This is a genomic window from Thalassotalea sp. ND16A (assembly GCF_000764205.1).
Lineage (GTDB): Bacteria > Pseudomonadota > Gammaproteobacteria > Enterobacterales > Alteromonadaceae > Thalassotalea_A.
Map to the genome: position 1 here is coordinate 23,953 of NZ_JQDZ01000009.1, position 15,765 is coordinate 39,717.

The 15,765-nt window shown below is 40.6% G+C and carries 15 protein-coding genes and 1 other RNA gene; 3 read left to right on the forward strand and 13 right to left on the reverse strand.

What is annotated here, in order from left to right; translation table 11 throughout:
* Nucleotide 1: 1 nt before the first annotated feature.
* Nucleotides 2–628: a primosomal replication protein PriC gene (priC, locus tag ND16A_RS20060; RefSeq protein WP_052072788.1), complete on the forward strand. Its 627-nt coding sequence runs from the start codon at nucleotides 2–4 to the stop codon at nucleotides 626–628.
* Nucleotides 629–682: 54 nt separating this feature from the next.
* Here the strand turns inward: priC and ND16A_RS17545 are convergent, their stop codons facing one another.
* From ND16A_RS17545 to pspA, 13 genes are all read right to left on the reverse strand, one after another.
* Nucleotides 683–2,545: a tetratricopeptide repeat-containing sulfotransferase family protein gene (locus ND16A_RS17545; RefSeq protein ID WP_152593770.1), complete on the reverse strand. Its 1,863-nt coding sequence runs from the start codon at nucleotides 2,543–2,545 to the stop codon at nucleotides 683–685.
* Nucleotides 2,546–2,976: 431 nt separating this feature from the next.
* Nucleotides 2,977–3,074: signal recognition particle sRNA small type (gene ffs / locus ND16A_RS20505), an RNA gene on the reverse strand.
* A gap of 109 nt (nucleotides 3,075–3,183) precedes the next feature.
* Nucleotides 3,184–3,774: a 1-acyl-sn-glycerol-3-phosphate acyltransferase gene (locus ND16A_RS17540; protein ID WP_033075912.1), complete on the reverse strand. Its 591-nt coding sequence runs from the start codon at nucleotides 3,772–3,774 to the stop codon at nucleotides 3,184–3,186.
* Between the two features lie 60 nt (nucleotides 3,775–3,834).
* Nucleotides 3,835–4,731, reverse strand: coding sequence for a DUF3014 domain-containing protein (locus ND16A_RS17535; RefSeq protein WP_033075913.1), 897 nt, complete (start codon nucleotides 4,729–4,731; stop codon nucleotides 3,835–3,837).
* A gap of 110 nt (nucleotides 4,732–4,841) precedes the next feature.
* Nucleotides 4,842–5,483 (reverse strand): maleylacetoacetate isomerase, encoded by a 642-nt coding sequence (maiA, locus tag ND16A_RS17530; protein WP_033075914.1) that lies wholly within the window; start codon nucleotides 5,481–5,483, stop codon nucleotides 4,842–4,844.
* A gap of 28 nt (nucleotides 5,484–5,511) precedes the next feature.
* The gene (gene tyrR, locus ND16A_RS17525) at nucleotides 5,512–7,062 is read right to left on the reverse strand and encodes a transcriptional regulator TyrR (protein WP_033075915.1); all 1,551 of its coding nucleotides are present in this window, start codon (nucleotides 7,060–7,062) and stop codon (nucleotides 5,512–5,514) included.
* Between the two features lie 266 nt (nucleotides 7,063–7,328).
* Complete coding sequence (locus ND16A_RS17520) at nucleotides 7,329–7,670, reverse strand: 4a-hydroxytetrahydrobiopterin dehydratase (protein ID WP_033075916.1); 342 nt, start codon at nucleotides 7,668–7,670, stop codon at nucleotides 7,329–7,331.
* Between the two features lie 8 nt (nucleotides 7,671–7,678).
* The gene (gene phhA / locus ND16A_RS17515) at nucleotides 7,679–8,482 is read right to left on the reverse strand and encodes a phenylalanine 4-monooxygenase (RefSeq protein WP_033075917.1); all 804 of its coding nucleotides are present in this window, start codon (nucleotides 8,480–8,482) and stop codon (nucleotides 7,679–7,681) included.
* 306 nt (nucleotides 8,483–8,788) lie between these two features.
* Complete coding sequence (locus ND16A_RS17510) at nucleotides 8,789–9,838, reverse strand: YcjF family protein (protein WP_033075918.1); 1,050 nt, start codon at nucleotides 9,836–9,838, stop codon at nucleotides 8,789–8,791.
* Nucleotides 9,835–11,277, reverse strand: a complete 1,443-nt coding sequence (locus tag ND16A_RS17505; RefSeq protein ID WP_152593771.1) for a YcjX family protein — start codon at nucleotides 11,275–11,277, stop codon at nucleotides 9,835–9,837. Before ND16A_RS17505 ends, ND16A_RS17510 begins: the two co-directional genes overlap by 4 nt.
* Nucleotides 11,278–11,387: 110 nt before the next feature.
* On the reverse strand, nucleotides 11,388–11,819 hold the full coding sequence (gene pspC / locus ND16A_RS17500) for an envelope stress response membrane protein PspC (RefSeq protein WP_033075919.1): 432 nt from the start codon (nucleotides 11,817–11,819) through the stop codon (nucleotides 11,388–11,390).
* Nucleotides 11,816–12,046 (reverse strand): envelope stress response membrane protein PspB, encoded by a 231-nt coding sequence (gene pspB / locus ND16A_RS17495; RefSeq protein WP_033075920.1) that lies wholly within the window; start codon nucleotides 12,044–12,046, stop codon nucleotides 11,816–11,818. The genes pspC and pspB overlap by 4 nt, the downstream gene beginning before the upstream one ends.
* Nucleotides 12,047–12,088: 42 nt before the next feature.
* The gene (gene pspA / locus ND16A_RS17490) at nucleotides 12,089–12,820 is read right to left on the reverse strand and encodes a phage shock protein PspA (RefSeq protein ID WP_081945417.1); all 732 of its coding nucleotides are present in this window, start codon (nucleotides 12,818–12,820) and stop codon (nucleotides 12,089–12,091) included.
* Between the two features lie 202 nt (nucleotides 12,821–13,022).
* Here pspA and pspF point away from each other — a divergent pair, with 202 nt between their 5' ends.
* Nucleotides 13,023–14,132 (forward strand): phage shock protein operon transcriptional activator, encoded by a 1,110-nt coding sequence (gene pspF / locus ND16A_RS17485; RefSeq protein WP_033075921.1) that lies wholly within the window; start codon nucleotides 13,023–13,025, stop codon nucleotides 14,130–14,132.
* Complete coding sequence (locus tag ND16A_RS17480) at nucleotides 14,122–15,765, forward strand: ABC transporter substrate-binding protein (protein WP_033075922.1); 1,644 nt, start codon at nucleotides 14,122–14,124, stop codon at nucleotides 15,763–15,765. The genes pspF and ND16A_RS17480 overlap by 11 nt, the downstream gene beginning before the upstream one ends.

Consider the following 15,765-nt stretch of genomic DNA (forward strand, 5'->3'; position numbering starts at 1 on the left):
AATGGCACAACCATTACACCGACTAAAATCCATTTTGGTACAGCTGGCGGCTGATGCTAACGCTGCCGATCTAAAAAACAAACAGAGAAAGTCACACTATTATTTGCAAGACCAATCTTTGTTTGATGAAAAGCTCTTCCCCATTGCCAGCTCGACTTATTATGCTTATGTAATGTACACGCAAAAACGCTTAGAACATTTACAAAAGCTGATGAACTCAAATCATGCTGAGTTTAGTGATGTGTTACTGAGTGAATTGGAAGCGCAAATATCCGCATTAATTACTGCGATAAAATCTAATGACAACCTTCATCATGACAGTGAATACCGACTTGACCGACGTAAACGGCTTAATCAGCAAAAGAGTTTGAAAAAATATAAAAAGGCCGCGAAAACAGCATTTGCCCCGTCTCACCAATTATATCAGAAACTGGCAGAATACCATGGCTTTGAACGGCGATTAGAAATAATGCTTAACGACAAAGAAGCGGCACTGGCAAACACGAAAAAGCACGACACGAGCATGATGCAACAAGAAGTTCTGACATTACATCAACGACTGGGAAGATGTCGCAGAGCCATCAGTGATCTGGAAAAGCAAATCGAGTTATCTGAAAAATCTCGCTGATCCTCAATTTGCTAATTCCCCAATACGACTTTCCTAAGCCCTTTGATTTGCCACTTACTTATCGTATTCAAACACCTCTATAAAGGGTGCTAATGTCGGCAGGATCACTTGTAAGTTTGGCTGATAGGCTTGCCATCTTGCTAATGCGTTTCGGTTTATTGGTGCAGTTACATCACGGTAGCTTGGCGTAGTTATCGCTCTATTTTTAGCACCTTGTCGATAGCTGTTTATGTCTTCATGCCAATCCACACCGATAAACTCAAGTACAGTGGTTACGGTTGCGTCAAAGTCAGCTACCAGATCCTCATATTTATATTCAAACCAGGAGCCCTGAAGATAGTCACGATAACTCAACCACAAGTTCATCACGGCTTCATAGGCAGCTGCCGTTTTCTCAATATCGAGAAAATTTGCCATAGCATTGTTTAGATCGAATTTTTGCATGAAACAACTCAGGCATGCATCGCGCGGGTCCCGCAAAGCAACAATGATCCTGGCCTGTGGAAACAATAATTTTGCCAGCCCTAGATGGACAATATTCAATGGCAATTTATCCACTACCCGTTTGGTGCTTAGATCGTCAAAATATCGATGACAAATATCGATATAGTGCTGACGCATACGCGTTATATCCTCAGCGGTTAAATTTTCCAGGCCCTGTGGATAGGCACCTGCAATTGCTCGTATTTCGTTAATAATGATAGCCAAAGGTGAGCGTTCATCGGTAGTCACCAATTGCGGATGCGCTTTTAAGATTTGTTCCATTAACGTGGTGCCAGAACGAGGGAAGCCAACAAAAAAAACAGGGCTAAAATCAACTGTAGCAGCATGTTTAGCAGATAGCTGCGCTAATTTATCATTGCTGAAATAGCTATTGATTGCTTTGACATCGTTCATAAACTTATCGGCATCAATATCGTCGTTAGCGCATACTTTGGCCATAATGTTATTGGATTGTTGAAAGGCCTTAAACGCTTCTGCATTTTTACCACTGGCATCTAAAGCCAAGCCAAGTTGATTGAATGCTTCTATTTGTTCTTTCGGTGAGAGCCCTTGCATAATCGCAGTTTTTAAACTTTGCTCGGCGCCGGCAAGTTCTTTTTGCCGTCTAAGAATAATTCCTCGGATCAAAGACGCTCTCGGCATTTTTGGCTGCAATGTTACGACTTCTTCGATTACCAGCTTGGCTTCATCGAGCTGATTAATTAGCTCTAAATTACTGGCCAGTTGAATTTTTAATTCCACATTGTCGGGTTCAATAACTATGCCTTTACGGATCACCGCTATTGCTGAATGAGTGTCATGTTGAGCTAGGTGTACTGAAGCTAAATTCAGCAAAGCTGAAATATCATCTGGAAAAGCGGCTAAAATTTTCAAGCACAGTGGCTTGGCCTCATCGCTCCGATCTAGAGTTAATAAAGCAGTCGCGGCATTACCTAATGCGGAAAAGTTATTGGCATCTAATGTTATCGCCTGTTTAAAACATTCATAAGCTTCATCAATACGGTTTTGCGCGGCGAGTGCATTGCCTAAATTTGAATAAAAGTCAGTTTGGCTATGATCTAACGCAATCGCTTGCCTGAAACTTTTTTCCGCTTGCTCAAACTGCCCTTTTTGTAAATTAACCACAGCAACCATATGATGCGCATCGGCGTATTCAGGCTCTTGCTCTAATATCTCTAAATAGACGGCTTCGGCTTGCGCGATGTTGCCCTCACGATGGCGCTGTTTGGCAACATTTAAACGTTCAACAGCCGCTGCAGAGGGTATTTTGTCTGTTATTTCGTTTTTGCTTAGGTCTTTATTTTCAACGGCTAAAGAATTAACTTTTGGCGTTAAAGCCGTTGTTTTTTGTTGCGGTTTGGCTTCCGTATTCACGGTTGGCTTTTTACGCCTAAATAAGTTCATCCAGCTCATAATTTTTTCATCGTAATAAAAATACACAGATGCTGAAATGTAGCATTATCAATGACAAAATCATACCAATTTGATTATGTATATGCTCTACTTTTTCATGAGGAAAAACGGATAAATACAATGCATAAAATTTAGTAAGTAGTTATTCTACTTATCAATTTTATAAAGCAGTAGTTATTTGTTTTATCTCAGGCATCCATGCCTTCGGTTCTTAGAACTGCTTCGCAAAGAAGAATTGTTCCATACAATTCTTTAACCATTAAAAATGAGTAGATATTTAATCAACTTGGTATTTACCCAAAGAGAAGCGAAAATTAATTGTTGTTAACAGACGATTGGTAAACAGATAATTCTTCTAGCTATCTAGGAGGAGGTAGACGAAAACAGAGTGATATTGTGAGTTGAGACTGTGATTTGAAGTTGGGTGGCCCCCCTCCTAGCCAACATCCCGGCACATGAGTCGTCTGCTGCGGTTGCTTCCTTCCGGACCTGGCCGAGTTCACAGAGTATCATTGCGGGAGGACCAAGAGAGGCACCATAATGGCTACCAACAATTTGCCGATAGCGAGGCGCATTATGGCGAATTGTTTACCGCTGCGCAAGGGCTATTTTAAGAAATGGATTAAAAATTATAAGCGTTAAAAATATTGAGGGTTTTTTGCACAATCCTTGTTGAAAATTTGCTTAAAGTGACGCAACTCAGCACTGATCTCTGCGGTGATTAATCTCGGTTGGTAAAACACCACCTGTTTATTGATAAAGTCAAACTGGACTGGCAATACTGGTATCTTGCCTTGTTTGGCTATGTGCAAAAAGCCTGATTTCCATTCGATGACTTTTGAGCGTGTACCTTCAGGAGCAATAACTAAGATAAGTTGCTCTTGTTTGGCGAATTTTTCCACCATTTGCCCCACCACACCATGCGCTGATTTACGGTCAATCGCTATCCCGCCCAGAGCTTTTAGCCAAATTTTAAATGGCCAGATAAAGATAGAGTCTTTACCGAGAAAGTTTAATTTCACCCCCAACGCCAGTTTGACAATTACACCGATAACAAAATCCCAATTTGAAGTATGTGGCGCTACTGCCAAAATCAACTTCTTCTCATTGGGGAAATTACCTTTAATCTGCCAACCCGATAACCGCAGCAATTTTTCGCCTAGCCATTTAGTAAATACGCCCTCAGTTTTAGGAATATTTACCGGTAATACCGGAATATTAGGACTCATAGTCTTTTCTACGCTCCGCGCTGACTCTTAAAAATGAGCAGATATTTAATCAACTTGGTATCACTGTTGCTGTTGCTGTTGCTGTTGCTTTAATTGATTATCAATTTCTAAGGCAATGGCTTTAACTTGTAGCAAGTTTTCTTTTCCCAGTCGAAGTAATAATTTATCGGCGTCGGATAGCTCTTCATACTGTAAATTTGAATATTTATAAACCACATTAGGTTGGTTCAATAATGGCTGTTGGACAGGCACTTGCAAGTCTAAAACTCTATCTAGCGCTTGTTGCAATACCTGCTGAAAATCCTTATCCGGATACCCAAGCTCGCCATAGGCTTGTTCAAATAAGGGTTTGGTTGCAAAAAAGGCTTCAACCAAAGTGCTCGGTTCAAAAGAGTGCAGTAGTTCGATGTACTGTAAATAACGATTGTAATTTTGTTGATCAAAACGAAATAACTCATTGTTATTGGTTATCAGTTCTGGCTGTTCGATATTATTGATCTTTAATACTTTAAAAGATCCCGCTAATGGCTGTAAAGGCATATGAGTATAGGCCAAGTCACCACGTGCAAAGTTGTCAGTAAAAACAACAACCCTGCGTACGATATCATCGGTTAACAATAAATTTAGTAATTCCTTTCGCCAGGATAACTTAACTATTTTTTCATTAATGAAGGCATCACTGTTATTAAGTTCAGGCAGAATGACGACCGGCTCCGGCAGTGCTTCAGCTTCAGTTTCAATTTCGGCTTCCACCACTTGCGGTTGCTCTTCTACCGACTCAACTTCAATAATTTCCGGTTTTCTTTCAGCAACAACGATTGCAGGTTCAGAAGTAACAATCACTTCGTCTTCATTATCCCCGGCAACAAGCAAATAAATAAACACCGCCGCTACGGCGACAAAAATAAGAGTAAAAACAATCAAAGATAATGAATTTTTTGTAGTTGATTTAGACAAGTTCATTCCTAATAAAAAGAGGTTTTACCATTATAAAGATAGCCAAAACTGGATTAAGTTCCAAGCAAAACCATGTTAAATGTTAAATGTTAAATGTTAATTGTTAATTGTTAACTTGCATCGTCTTGGTTTTCTGGCAAGGCTTCGATGAAAGCGTGAAGCTTGTTACAATTTTCATGGATGCTATTGATTAATGGGAACGCTTGCATATTCACGTTAAAACGCTGGGCATTGTAAATTTGTGGAATCAAACACAGATCGGCAATAGTAAGCTGATTACCAAAACAATATTTTCCGGCGCTACTGACTAAGCGCTTTTCTATGGCAGTAAAGCCTTGTTCTATCCAATGGTGATACCAGGCCGTTTTTTGATCATCGGTTACGTTAAGTTGCTTCGATAAATACTGCAGAACCCTGAGATTATTTAAAGGATGAATATCCATAGCCAAATCATAAGCGAATGCCTTTACCAGTGCTTTATCTTTTATGTTCTGTGGATAGAGAGCCACTGAATTGTCCAGATCTTCCAGGTAATCGATAATGGCTAGCGATTGATTGAGGCTAAACTCCCCGTCAACCAAAGTTGGTACTAAATGATTCGGGTTTAATTCAATATAATCTTTACTGTGCTGTTGGCCACCATCTTTTACCAAATGCACCGAGATCAATTCATGTTCAATCTGCTTTAAGTTTAAGGCTATGCGCACTCGATATGCCGCAGAGGAGCGCCAGTAACCATATAATTTTATCATTGTTGCAGTATCCCTTAATGTTACAATATTAAATCTTCACTGTTTTTTTGTTGATATTATATTCTCTGAGCTTGTTGGCGATGGCGGTATGACTTAAGCCCAGTTTATTCGCTAATTGTCTGGTACTTGGAAACGCCGGATATAATTTTCGTAGTAAGTCGGCTTCAAAGCCTTTAACCGCTTCTTCTAACGTGCCTTTGAATTCTTGCTCTAAATAGCCGTGATCACGGGTATAATTAGGCAATTGCAGATGGGCAATTGAGATGATATCACCTTCAACTAAAGATACTGCTCTTAAAATAACACTTTCGAGTTGGCGAACATTGCCGGGCCATGGATAATGTTCGATAAATTCACTACAACTGTTATCAAAATTCACCATAGAGCGGTGATTGAGTTGTGCGGCTTTGCGCATAAACATATCGGCTAATGGCAAAATGTCCTGACGACGTTCACGCAGTGGTGGGATGGATAATCCTAAAACATTCAACCGGTAATATAAATCTTCTCGAAACTCGCCTTTTTCAACCAAAGATAATAAGTCTTTACTGGTGGCACTAATAAAACGAATGTCGACGTTTATTTCATTTTCATCATCCACCCGTCTGAAACTGCCATCTACCAGTACCCGTATTAATTTAGCTTGCAGTTTATCTGACATTTCTGCGACTTCATCGAGGAAAATAGTACCACCATCGGCAATTTCAAAAATGCCTTTTTTAATATCATCGGCATTGATTATTTTACCGAAAAGTTCGGTTTCACTGGCATCATCAGGAAGCGCCGCACAATTTAAGACCACAAATGGTTGCTCACCGCGATCGCTGGCATTATGACAAGAGCGAGCTAATAGTTCTTTACCCGTGCCTGTTTCACCCATCAGTAAAATTGACGAATCTAAATGTGCCATTCGGCGAGCTTCTCTAACCACTTTGCGCATCGCGGTAGAATTGACTAATACGTCAGAAAAGTCATTATCTTTTGGGTTATTAAAGGCATTGATTTGCTGCCCTAATCGAGCTTCTGATTTCAGCATTAAGATCGCGCCAGCAATGACTTTATCGTCATTTTCACCCGGTACGGTGAATGGCAAAATATCAGCAACATAATCTTCATCTAATAATTTTAATTTGCGGGTGTGTGGCAGAACTTCGTCGGACTCCATATAACGAGTAAAATTAAAACCTTTTACCCATTGGCTGATTGGCTGGCCGACAATTTCATCCAACTCGCTGGCAATCTTTTGTTGCGCAACGTCATTAAGACCATAAACCGAAGCCTTAGCATCGATAGAAATTACCGGGTCGGGTAACGTTCGTACGATTGTATCGAGCACCTTGCGTTCACGCTCTGATGGCATAAAGGTGGTCGTTTTTACATCTATCACGCCTTCAATCAAACGTAATTTCGGCATAAAATCTTGCAATTGAGTGAATTCTAAATCAGGAATATGGACAAATATTTGTCCAGATTCGGTCATCGCATCGATACCTTTAATGTTTATTTCACGATCAACAAATATCGCAAAAACTTGCTGAGCAATTCCTACTCGATCTTGACAGGTAATTTCTAATCGCACGGTTATCTACTTAATATCATTATTGTAAACTTAATTTTACAACAAAAAAGACGATCAATACCAATAGATATTGACCGTCTTTGTTAAAAAATTAAAGAAACGGAGTTTCTTTAATCTAATAACTGATCGGTTTGAGGCTAGCAAGTACGCCAGAAACCTCTCAGTTATTTAAAGAAACTTCGTTTCTGCTAGTCTAATAACTGATCGGTTTGAGGCTAGAAAGTACGCCAGAAACCTCTCAGTTATTTAAAGAAACTTCGTTTCTGCTAGTCTAATAACTGATCGGTTTTAGCCGCGCAGATGAAATCGTTTTGGTGTAAGCCGCGAATCGCATGGGTCCACCAAGTGACCGTTACTTTGCCCCATTCGGTTAAAATTGCCGGGTGATGAAATTCAGCTTCCGCCAGCTCTGCCACTTTATTGGTAAATGCTAATGCTAATTTAAAATTTTTAAATTTATATACACGTTCCAGCATCATTACTCCATCGCGTACTTCCGGGACCCAGTCTGGAATTTGGCCAATAAGTTGTGCCAGTTCTTCATCGGATACTTTCGGAGCATCGCCGCTACACGCGATACATTCTTGTTTTGCTAATGAGTTTGTCATTTTTATCCTTAGCTTGCTTCTGCTATTTGTTTTTTGGGAAATCGTGGCGCATGCATGCCAAGCTCTTTTGCCTGGGCAAGTAAGGCCATTAAATCAAGTTTGCTAATACTTTCTAAATCATTAATGGTATTTAACATAAAGTATATTGGCTGCATTATATCGATGCGATAGGGGGTTCTGAACACTTCCACCACATCCAACATTTCTCGTTTCACTTTATCATCATGCATCGCGTATAAGGTTTCACCTGGTGAAGATAGAATACCGCCACCGTAAATCCGCAACCCCTTGTCCGTCGATAATAAGCCAAATTCAACAGTAAACCAGTATAGACGCGCGAGAAAAACTCGGTCTTCTTTACTTGCCGTTAATCCTAATTCGCCATACATTTGAGTAAAATTTGCAAACGCAGGGTTCGTCAATAATGGGCAATGGCCAAATATTTCATGGAAAATATCAGGCTCTTGTAAATAATCAAAATGTTCATCACGACGGATAAAAGTAGCAACGGGAAATTTTTTCTCAGACAGCAGTTTAAAAAATTCACCAAAACCGATTAATGCCGGCACTTGATGACATTGCCAGCCCGTCGCCTTTCTTAGTACCTGACTGACTTCTTCTAATTGTGGAATGCGATCTTCTGGCAAATTCAAATCGGCCAACCCCTGGACAAACTCATCACACGCTTTATTGTTAATGCAAGCTAACTGACGCGCATATAATTTTTGCCACATTGAATTTTCTTCATCGGTCCATGGTATAAAACCTTGCTGGTCAGCATCTTTAGAAACATAAGATGTTGTTTTAGCCATATAGTTTGATCCTTATATTTGTACCTGTATATTGAAGTTTTTTTTTATTAGTACAGGTCTGATACCAAATTGGTATAACAGTCAATTAAAGCAGTGCAAAAGACGAGACAACACTGCAGGTAAAATGTCTGTTTATTAGTTGGACTTAAGACTATAAGAACTGGTTCAGGATGAACAATTTTTACTAACGATGGTGAATTGCCAAGCGTATAAAATACTTTACAACGTTTTTACACAACAGCTTTACGTTGTTGAATTGACTAATATTGGTATTATCATTATTCAACCTGAGTTGAGGTTATTTAACTATTCTTTGCTCGCTGCAGGGGGAAAACCTTTACTCGATAATAAACTTTTCACCTGGCCTATGACTTGTTGTCGTACTTGCGATATACCCGGTTGTTTCTCGGCAAAAGGTACTGGTCGGCATAAACTAATGGTTCTCAGACCAAGGCGCGCCGTTAACATCCCTGCCCCTAAGCCTTGTGCCGCTCTAGTCGACAACCTACCTAATGTATCAACACCGAGCATTTCCAGACCCACATCGGCAATAATTTCACTGGCGCCAGCATAGATCATATTAGTAAATACTTGTTTAATCAGCCTAATTCGACTCCAATATCCTAGCCGAACGCCATATAGGCCAGCAACTTTATCCAACATTCTTAAGTTTCGCCACATCAACACCATCATATCTATGATGGCAACCGGACTAACTGCGACTAATACCACCGCTTCGGTTGAAAACTTGGCCACCTGGGCCAGAGCTTTATCATCAACTTTACTGAGCACTTGCTTAGAATACAGGCTGAGTATTTCTGGTTCAGAGAGCTCCGATGAAATATGCTGTTGAAATGATTCCTCTTGTTCAAAAATATCGTCGGTAGGCAAGTTTTTGCTAATTTTTTGGCAAAAGCCCTGAGCATCAAACACAATTTCATTATTCAACAATTGTTTCGCTTTGCTTTGCATTTTACTCTGTTGTTTAAATTGCCTTAAACCGCGAAACTCTTGCAACAATGTCAAGCCACTAATGCCAGCAATGGCGGCAAAAAATATCGAATAGATGCCGGTAATAATAGGCGATGTGGCAAAGCCGGTAATGACAAAATCGATTAACTCATAAATAATAGCGACAGACAGTGATGCGGCCGCAATGCGCCATAACCATCGTGGCTTTGTTGCTTTAATTTCAACAGCGGCATCATCAAACACTTCATCTATAGGTTGCCATGCGGCCTCTGGCAAGATCACCTGGTTATCCGGCTGATTATCGCTATCGTCTGCTAATTTGCTTAAATCAGGGCCTTCATTAAATAATATTTGTTGCTGATATTTTTCTTTTTCCGGATTCATTTTAATTTGTCTCCAAGTAAAAACTGTAACACTTGATCGAGGCGAATATTCGGTAAAGCCTGATGCTCCTCAACTCGTTCCATAGGTTTAAAAGCAATATAGTTAAACCCTCGCTCTGACCAAAAATCTTGATTCGGCAATTTATCCGGTACCGCCCCTGGATATACGGTGATCATTTTTTGCGTATCTAAGCGCTTTCCTTTTAACACCGATATTGGTTTTCCCTGGTATTCACTTTTTCCTTGTTCAGTCGTTTTCACCGATGCTATTGCCAAGGTTTTCATTGTTATCGCGTCAAAACTTAATTGTTTTTTAGCCTTATAAATGACTCGCTCCAGCAGCGAGGTTACATTGCTATGCTGTTCTCCTGTTATGTGATCAGCCTTAGTCGCAGCAAACAAAAGTTTATCTATTTTCGGTGAAAATAAGCGAGAAATAATGTTTGATTTTCCATAAGCAAAGCTTTCCATGATCAGGGTGATGGCTTGCTGTAAGTCTTGAAAAGCATGTGGACCATTATTCAGAGGTGTTAAGCAGTCAGCCAAGATAATTTGGCGATCAAATTTTACAAAATGTTTTTTATAAAACTCTCTGACAATTCGTTCACGATACTCTAAATACCGGGCCCTTAACATGCCAATAAACGTGCTTTGTCCCGCCGATTGATATTCATTTTTTTCAATATTGGCAAAAAAAGGATAAGGCACAAACTGTAAGATTGGCGCACCTTGATGTTCACCCGGTAAAACAAAGCGTCCCGGTTGTATCACGGAAAGGCCTAATTCATGGCGAAATCTATGTAATAGCTCAGTATAGTCATTGGCAATTTCCGCCAGTAACTCCTCGTTAGCAGGTCCCAGCGGATCGATAGACTCAAGCCTAGTTAAAAATTCTTGGGCAAGTTCAGCTCTTGGTTCTGCTTTGAGTAATTGCCCCATATATTCAGACCACTGTTCAAAGGTTTGATTTAGCATCGGCAAATCCAGCAACCATTCCCCGGGATAATCGGTAATATCAAGGTAAAGCGTCGCTCTTTCTGTGGCATATTTGAGTAAGGAATCATCTGGGCTATAGCGCAAAGCCAAACGAAGTTCACTGATGGTCTTAGTTGGCTCTGGCCATATTGGTTCTTCTTCACCAAGGTTTTTCATCGCCGCATCGTAGTCAAATCGACTGATGTGCAAATTGTTTTGCGGTACCCGTTTTGCGGCGATAAACCGGCCTTCATGGACCACATTAAAAAAGCTTAACGGTTTGCCATTGCCTTCATTAACTAGCTGATTTACCAATGAAGTGATAAATGCCGTTTTACCGCTTTGGGATAAACCGGTCACCGCTAAATTGACATGCTGATCTAAGCTACGGTTAAGTATTTGTTGGGCGCTACTGGTGACTCGTTGCTGAAGGTCTTTCAACGATTTTTTATTGATAAGTGCCATAGAGTTTACGCTATTGAATCGCTTTTCTTTTTGCTATTAGGAAACATCTGGGTGAATAACTAATGTAAAACAAAAGCTTAAATAAATAAAGGAGGCAGCGCCTCCTTTATTTATAGTTTGTTGATTTCTCTGGAAACGGTGAACTCTGGTGAGGTCACGTAGCGTTCCATGTTTCTCAGTTCATGCTCCAGCGATTTAAATTTCAGGTTAATGTCTCTGATAGCTTGCTTTGGTGGTTCACCTGCTTGCCATATTTTTGCTTTTACCTTAATCGACTCGCCAAACACTTCTTCCTCATGCAATTTTTCTTTTACACTTTTGGCCACATCTTTAGCAGAGTACTTACTCGGCTTTTTATCAAGAATAAACCAACCGGCAATATAGAGGATGACAAACCAGCCCATCCCTAACAATACTCCAGATACCACCAAGATCCGTACTAACCACGCTTCCCAGCCAAAGTATTCCGCCAGGCCGGCACAAACGCCAGCAATTTTACCCTTTACCGGGTCACGGAATAGCTCACCTCTTGATTTACTCATACCTTAGATCTCCAGTCTGGAGTTTCCGCATCTAAGATGGCTTCTAATGTGCTAATTCTATCCGCCATTTTATCTGCGGTTTCTGACAACTCCGATAATTGTGCATATTCTTCAGCACTCAAACCTTGGCTGATTTGACGCTTCGAACGGTAATGTAAAATTAACCAAATAGGGGCAACAACAACCATGAATATAATAATTGGTGCCATTAAAATATCTGGGTCCATAGAATCTCTCCTTATTAACGAGCTTTTGTTAGTTAACTATTATTATTTTTTGGCTTTGCTTGTTTTTTTAGTTTCAGTTTTTTTCGCCGCAGATTTTGCCGGCTTTTGCTGTTTCGCCTGCGCATCCATTTTCGACTTTAACGCTTCTAGCTCATTATCTATTTGATCATCAGTTTCCAATTCGGCAATCTCATCGGCCAGAGACTTTTTACCTAGATCATAAGAATCTACTTGCGCTTCTAAATCATCAATTTTACGTTCATAGCGATCAAAACGGCTTAATGCATCGTCTACTTTGCCACTATCGAGTTTCGTTTTCACTTTTAATCTTGAACTGGCGGTTTTGCCGCGCATAACAATCGCTTTTTGGCGGGCCTTGGCATCTGCCAGCTTTTCTTGCAGCTGCGCAATTTCGTCTTGTAATTTGCTAATGTGACCGTCAAAGTGGCTAAGCTCTTCGGTTAATGACAATGCCGCTTCTGCACATTTGTTTTTTTCAATTAATGCCGCTTTGGCTAAATCCTCTCTGCCCTTACTTAATGCCAATTCTGCTTTTTGTTGCCAGGTTTGACCATCAGTTTCTAATCGAGCTACCTGCCGGGTTAATTCTTTTTTATCTGCTAAGGTGCGCGCTGATGAAGAGCGAACTTCGACTAATGTATCTTCCATTTCCTGGATGATTAGACGCACCATTTTCTCAGGATCTTCAGCCTTGTCTAATATGCTGTTAATGTTTGAGTTGATAATGTCTGTAAACCTTGAAAAAATACCCATAATAACTACCTCGTATTATTAAATTTTAATTAATTTTAATTTTCATACCTATGCCAATACATACATGATTGATGCCAAGTTTAAAAGATAACATAAACCATTGTTTTTCTTGCATTAAATATTTTAAAAAAAAGACTTCTAAGTTTACGGTTAATGAAATACACTATTTGTTAGTGAAAAAAACCAATAATTAGGTCAAGCTATGACCCGTTTCAAACAACAAGATAACTTGATAGGCCAGTCGAACAGCTTTTTAGAAGTTCTGGAACATATCTCGCAAGTCGCGCCATTATCAAAACCGGTATTATTAATAGGTGAGCGTGGTACAGGTAAAGAACTGGTTGCCGCCCGTTTACATTACCTGTCAAAACGTTGGGATCAAAACTATCTCAAACTCAATTGTGCCGCCCTAAACGAGAATTTATTAGAGAGCGAACTGTTTGGTCATGAGGGCGGTGCCTTTACCGGTGCCACTAAACGCCATGAAGGCCGATTTGAACGCGCCCATGGTGGCACTTTGTTTCTTGATGAGTTGGCTAATACTTCCGGCTTGATCCAGGAAAAACTGTTACGAGTGGTCGAGTATGGTGAGTTTGAACGCGTTGGCGGTTCAAAAACAGTAAAGTCAGACGTGCGTTTAATCGCAGCAACCAATGAAGATTTACCGCAACTTGCTGAAAAAGGTGAATTTAGAGCCGATTTATTAGATAGACTGGCGTTTGATGTGATCACCCTGCCGCCGTTAAGAGAGCGCTTGGAAGATATACCAATATTGGCCGAACACTTTGCCATTGCCATGGCCAGAGAATTAGATTTCGAATTATTTAGTGGCTTTACCGAGAAAGTAAATAAAGCCTTATTGGGCTATCACTGGCCCGGTAATATCCGTGAATTGAAAAATGTGGTTGAACGTAGCGTATATCGCCATAACAACCCGCACTTACCGGTAAATGAATTGATCATCGACCCCTTTGAATCGCCGTTTAGACCGAAAAAACGAATCAAAACCAGTGACCGGCAATCAACAACTGCGCCGGCCACTGAGGCAAGCTCTGCCGTGAGCCCTGAAGTAACCAAGAATGGCAGCGAACAGATTGAAGTTGCAACCAAACTCTGCCCTGAGATTGTATACCCGGTATCACTAAAATCGTTATCCCAAGATTATGAAATTAACTTGTTACAAGAGGCACTCGCCGCCTGTCAGTTTAACCAAAAGAAAACGGCAGAAGCATTAGAACTGACCTATCATCAATTAAGAGGTTATTTGAAAAAATACAACTTATTGGAAAACAGTGAAACTGATGAAAGTTAAAGCTGACTCAGTCAAAGTAAAGGCTATAAATACCTTATTTATGCTTAGTTTGGTGCTATTGTTAAGCAGTTGTGGCAAAGTCAGTGATGACTCAGCGTTAACCAAAGGCATCATCTATTGCTCAGAGGGTTCGCCTTCTACCTTTAATCCGCAGTTGGCCACTTCCTTTATTACTATCGATGCAACCTCAAAGCAATTGTATAACCGGTTGATGGACTTTGACCCGACAAATTTTGATAAAATACCGGCGTTAGCGCGCTCCTGGCATATGACCAAAAACGGTAAGTTGATCACCTTTTATTTACGCAAAGATGTGCCGTTTCACCAAACCGATTATTTCACCCCAAGCCGCAATATGAATGCCGATGATGTTATTTTCAGCTTTAACCGCATTATTGACGAAAGCAACCCGTTTTATCAATCAGTGGCTGGCAGATTCCCCTTCTTCCAAAGCATTAAATTTAGTGAGTTAGTGCAAGACATTGAAAAAATTGATGAGTACACCATCAGGTTTCGGTTGGCATATCCGCAAAGTTCGTTTTTGACAAATCTGGCGGCACCTTTTGGTGTTATTTTATCAAAAGAGTACGCCGATACGTTATTGGCACAAGGAAGAGATTTAACCGAACTGGACAGTAAACCCATAGGTACCGGCCCGTTCAAATATCGGGAGTATCGTAGTGGTTCACTAATTCGCTACGTTAAACATGAAAATTATTGGCGCTTTGATGTTCAAATTGAGCAATTATTATTTAATATCAGTCCCGGCAATACCAGCCGCTTAACCAAACTGTTAACTCATGAATGTGACGTTATCGCTCATCCGATTGCCATGCAAGAAATTGCTTCTCGAAAGGATCTGGCGCTCGAAGAAGTTACGTCATTTAATGTCGCGTTTCTGGCATTTAATACGCAAGTGCCGCCATTTGACAACCCTTTAGTACGAAAAGCCGTTGCCCACGCGATTGATAAAAAAGCGATAATAAGTGCGGTCTATTATGATCAAGCGGAGGTTGCTGACTCTTTACTGCCAAAAGCATCATGGGCCTATTCAAAAAGTAGCAAAACCATTGAACATTCGCTAGAAAAGGCGAGACTATTGTTGGCTGATGCCGGCTTGGCCGATGGTTTCACTCTCGACATCTGGGCCGGTCCGATCCAGCGTGCATACAACCCAAACGCGTTGAAGATGGCAAAGTTAATCAAGGCCGATCTTGCCAGCATAGGTATTGAAGTCAATATCATTACCTTTGAATGGGCCACCTTTTTGAAAAAACTGGCCAAAGGTGAACACCAGTCGGTACTGATTGGCTGGTCGGCAGATCACCCTGATCCGGATAACTTTTTTTCTCCGCCGTTAAGTTGTGCGTCGTTAGCAACAGGGACAAACCGTGCGATGTGGTGTAATGAAGAGTTCGATCAATTGTTGAAGCAATCGTTAGCAACGAATGACACCACAATCCGTAAAAATTTATATAAGCAAGCACAACACATTTTAGACAAAGAAATTCCGCTGCTGCCAATTGCCTACGCCAAACGAGCTCAGGCCAAAGTCGCCGAAATTGAAGGCGATATATTAACCCCATTTGGTGGCATCAGCTTTGAAAATGTAAATAAGAAGGCGTTACAGTAA